Source organism: Streptomyces hirsutus (genome assembly GCF_001418415.1).
Classification (GTDB): domain Bacteria; phylum Actinomycetota; class Actinomycetes; order Streptomycetales; family Streptomycetaceae; genus Streptomyces; species Streptomyces hirsutus.
The window spans coordinates 1-4,093 of sequence record NZ_LIQT01000575.1 but is presented as its reverse complement, the minus strand read 5'-3'; the positions used below and the strand labels follow the sequence as shown (position 1 = coordinate 4,093).

The following is a 4,093-nucleotide window of genomic DNA, read 5'->3' as shown; positions in this document are numbered from 1 at the left end:
GGGGTGGGCCCGCAGGGGCCGGGATGCGTGGTGGGGCCGCCTGCGTACGACAAGTCGCCCGAGCTGAGCGTGTTCACGGCGATGTTCCTGCACGGCGGCTGGCTGCACCTGCTGGGCAACATGCTCTTCCTGTGGATCTTCGGCAACAACGTCGAGGACCGGATGGGGCACCTGCGGTACCTGCTGTTCTACCTGGTCTGCGGGTACGCGGCCGCATACGGATTCGCACTCACGAATCCGAACGCCACCACTCCCCTGATCGGCGCCTCGGGCGCCATCGCCGGCGTCCTCGGCGCCTACCTGGTGCTCTACCCGAAGGCACGCGTCTGGGTCCTCGTCCCCTTCCTGATCTTCCTGCCGCTGCGACTGCCGGCCTGGATCGTGCTGGGCCTGTGGTTCGTGCTGCAGGCGGTGTACTCGTCCGGCGCGGGCGTCACCGACGCCGGGTCCGTGGCGTACGCGGCGCACCTGGTCGGCTTCGTCGTCGGCATGCTGCTCGCCTGGCCCCTCAAACCGGGCACTCCCCCACCACCCGAACCGGGCAGCATCCGCTTCGGACGGCAGACCCGAGGGAACTGGTAGGGCCGCACGCCAGAGGCCGAGCAGCACAAGGAAACCCGGAACCGCTTTGCATAAGAGACGTTTGCATTTCCGGGCTGGCTGCCGATTATTGAATGATTCAACCACCTGCATGTTTTGCCAAATTTTTGAGCCTCTGACAGGACTCATGCTGACCCATTGCTGACTTTCCTGACGCTCCGTCAGGCAGGAAGCACCCCCACAAGGGTCACGCCGAGCCCATCCATCACGGCTCGGGGCTGGAGGCCCCAGGGGCTCACAGCCGAGTCCGACAGGGCCCCCCTAGCACCCCACGTCGAAGGTGCCGCATCACAAGGCGGCGCGGAATATAGCCGGAGTTCCCCGGTTAGCCAAACCGGCGATACTCCGCATCATTCTCCTACCTCGGCCAAGCCGGTCGTCCGTCTTGACGAATGACCCTCGGGCCCCGATGAGTACCTCACTGAACAGAGAAGAGATGCCGATGCACACGGGACGGAACCGCTCCGAGAAGACCCCTCGGCCGCATTCTGCTGGGGGCAGCAGCTCCACCGTGGAGCCCATACTCATGGACACTTCCGAGCTCGCAGCCATGATCAACATGTCCGAGAGCTGGGTATACAGAGAAGCCCGAAAGCTAGGACTCAAGGGCTATAAGCTTGGTCGGGGCAGAAATGCGAAGGTCCAGTACAAGAGGTCCGATGTCTTCAGATGGCTGGAACAGCAAAAGCTGCACTGACGTACTGGCTGCCACAGGCACGAGCAGGCCCAAATCTTCAAAGACAAGGCCAGGGAAGAGACGGAGCGTTTTCCAACCTGACGTCCCGGCTGGGCAGTTGGGCTGACAGACAGGTGAAGCCCCTGGTAGATGGGTTTTCGACCAAGAAATCCGTCTCCACCAGAGGCTTCGTGTGCTTGTCTACCCTTCCCCAAGCTCTCGGCTTCGCTCGAACAGGGGAGACCCCATCGCATCGACGTGTCCAGCTCTGCCCTGCGCTTCCTGTCCGCCAAGCTCCGCCGACGCCGCCAAGAGCTCGGCACCCGATGGCGACGCTTGAGCTCCGGCCGACAGGCCCTGCTCACGCTCGCCCATCTGCGCAACGGCCACCCGTATGCCCAGCTCGCGGCCGGGTTCGGCGTCGGAACCACCACCGCCTACCGGTACATCACCGAGGCCGTCGAACTCCTGGCCGCCCTCGCCCCGACCCTTGCCGAGGCGGCCCGGACGGCATCGACCAAGGCGTTCGTCCTGCTGGGCGGGACGCTGCTGCCGATCGACTGGGGGCACCTCCCGGCCGAAGGCTGGGGGAAATCGCCGCGGACCGGCCCTTCTACTCCGGAAAACACAAAAAACATGGGATGAACGTGCAGATCCTGGCCGACCCCTTCGGCCGGCTGCTGTGGGCCTCGCCGGCTCTGCCCGGTGCCGTCCACGATGTCCGGGCCGCCCGCGAGCACGGCATCATCCGCACCCTCACGGACGCCGGTATCAAGTGCTGGGCCGACAAGGGATACCGAGGCGCCGGGGGCACGGTCCGTATCCCGTGCTGGGGACGCTGAGAGACGCTTTCCAAAGGACAGAAGGCCGTCAACCGGTCTCACGCAAAGATCCGAGCCTTGGTCGAGCAGGCCGTCGCCACCCTCAAGTCCTGGCGGCTCCTCCGCAGACTGCGATGCTCCACCACCCGCATCACGATCCTCGTCCAAGCCGTCCTCACCCTGCATCTGGCCAGCTCAGACTGAGGTTGGAAAGAGCTCAGTATGGCGGCGGGTTGCCTACTCAAGGTTCGTCCTGCAGTGTCGATAATGCCGCAGGTCAGGTCAGGTTTCGCTCCAGCCAGGCTTTTGTAAGGGCCTTGATCTTGGTGTCCTGGTAGAGCCGGTCGGGGGTGCCCTTGAAGTTGCGGACGGCGTCGAGGAAGGTTCGGTCACCGCGGCCGGTGAGCTTCGGGTCAATCAGGTCGAGCAGTTCCTGCCACTTCTTGCGCGGCCATTCGTCCTGGAGCTTGAGCCGGATCTGCGAGTTCGCGAAGGCTCGAAGGGCGATCGCCGCCTGGTAACCGTCGAACCGGCCGATGAGCTCCTTGTAGATCGGTTCCGCGTTCCAGGCGACCCCGTAGCCGTTCGTCAGGAAGACATTGACCAGGTGGACGACGTAGCTGCGGACGGCCTGCTCGGGGATGTCTCCGTGGCGGCCGACGACGTCCTTGAGCCGCTGCGCGGCGGGCGGCTCCTCGGCATAGTTGCGCATGTGCGCCTCGTGGGCCCGCTTGAGGTCGTCCAGGGCCTGCTGTATCTCGGCGACGCGCTCGGGCTCGGGGAGGTAGGAGGACCCTCCGACCAGGTCCAGCAGTTCCCTGGCGCGGATCGCCCGGTCGGTGTCGGCGTTGGCGGTGAACCGAGCGAGCTTGATGCCGACCTCGTTGCGGGTGTCCTCGCTGACCAGAGGCCAGAGGTCGGGCCAGAGCGAGCGGACGTTGTCGAGTATCTCCGGGGGCGCGTCGGCGGGGGTGTAGATACCGAAGAGGCCGGCGGCGAGGTTGTCGGCCTGGTCCTGCTCCAGCCCGTCGAAGAACGCCGCGATCTTCTTCAGCTCGTCCTTCGGCAGCCGCTTGGACTTGATGTTGGTGAGGAGCTTGCCGATCGCGGCGACGACGTTGCGAGGCTGGATCCGGAAGACCTCCTTGATGCAGGTCTCCAGCCACTCGGCCAGCTTGAGGCCGGTCAGCTCCTCGATGTTCGGATGCGCGGCACTCGCGTGATTGCGCATGTAGTTGATGTGGGTGAGCTGCTTAAAGCCAATGTCGCTGACTAAGGGCTTGCCGATCATTAACGTGTCGTCTTGATCTTGCAGTTGGGGCTGCTGCTCTGGGCGGTGACCCTGGCGTGAAGGGTTGCGAGTTCGGCGGGTGGGGTGGTGGCCGGCGGGATGGCGATGCCCTGGGCTTCGAGCAGTCGTCTGATCTTCAGCAGGGTGCGGTGCATGGCGGTGCGGCTGCTGTCGAAGAGCACGGCGAGGGGTTCCGCGGCCAGGTTGACGTGCAGGTGGAGCACGGTGGCCAGGACCTGGTCGGGGAAGGCGAGCCGGGGCGGGCGGCCGCGTCGGGTATCTCCTTTCGAGGCCAGGGTCTGGATGAGACGGTCCAGTTGATGGCCGGACATCCCGGTCAGTGCGGGGTTGGACAGCAGTGCATGGTCCCACTGCGTTACCGGTGACTGACAGGTGCGGGCTGCCGGAACCGCCGGGACGGGGTGGGGGTGCAGGGCATAGTTCCAGTCGCCGTGGAAGGCGTGACGGGTCAGCGGCAGGGCCGCCATCTCCGCGTCGTCGACCCTGACTCCGGTGGGGTAGGTGTGGGTGTCCAGCGCGGCTTTCACACGCAGTCCGGTGCGGGTGGTGGTCGCGGCAAGGGACTCGAGGATGACTTCGTGGCTGGTCAGCGGGCGGCCGCGCCAGTTCATCGTGATGTGGGAGAAGAGCCGGTGCTCGATCTTGTTCCACTTCGACGTGCCCGGCCAATGCCGTTGTTTGAAG

Annotated in this window: 4 protein-coding genes and 1 pseudogene; 3 read left to right on the top strand and 2 right to left on the bottom strand. The window is 65.2% G+C overall.

Features of this window, described 5'->3' with window-relative positions; genetic code table 11:
* The 3 genes and pseudogenes from AOK11_RS34795 to AOK11_RS34790 form a co-directional block, all read left to right on the top strand.
* The coding region (locus AOK11_RS34795) for a rhomboid family intramembrane serine protease (RefSeq protein WP_055597648.1) at positions 1–582 on the top strand (582 nt) is incomplete at its 5' end.
* 427 nt (positions 583–1,009) lie between these two features.
* Positions 1,010–1,297 carry a helix-turn-helix domain-containing protein gene (locus tag AOK11_RS46505; protein WP_338058962.1) on the top strand — a complete coding sequence of 96 codons (288 nt, stop codon included), beginning with the start codon at positions 1,010–1,012 and terminating at the stop codon, positions 1,295–1,297.
* A gap of 231 nt (positions 1,298–1,528) precedes the next feature.
* Positions 1,529–2,301: pseudogene (locus tag AOK11_RS34790) on the top strand (transposase family protein).
* Positions 2,302–2,374: 73 nt separating this feature from the next.
* On the opposite strand, the gene AOK11_RS34785 reads toward AOK11_RS34790, so the two are convergent.
* Both AOK11_RS34785 and AOK11_RS34780 read right to left on the bottom strand, forming a co-directional pair.
* Positions 2,375–3,388: a hypothetical protein gene (locus tag AOK11_RS34785; RefSeq protein WP_206188988.1), complete on the bottom strand. Its 1,014-nt coding sequence runs from the start codon at positions 3,386–3,388 to the stop codon at positions 2,375–2,377.
* On the bottom strand, positions 3,388–4,093 hold a 706-nt coding region (locus AOK11_RS34780; protein ID WP_420903041.1), incomplete at its 5' end, for an ISAzo13-like element transposase-related protein. The genes AOK11_RS34780 and AOK11_RS34785, both read right to left, overlap by 1 nt.

What these genes read in the sequence shown, in the direction of transcription:
- AOK11_RS46505 (WP_338058962.1), top strand. Translation starts at nt 1,010, where the DNA reads ATGAGTACCTCACTGAACAGAGAAGAGATGCCGATGCACACGGGACGG.
- AOK11_RS34785 (WP_206188988.1), bottom strand. Translation starts at nt 3,388, where the DNA reads ATGATCGGCAAGCCCTTAGTCAGCGACATTGGCTTTAAGCAGCTCACC.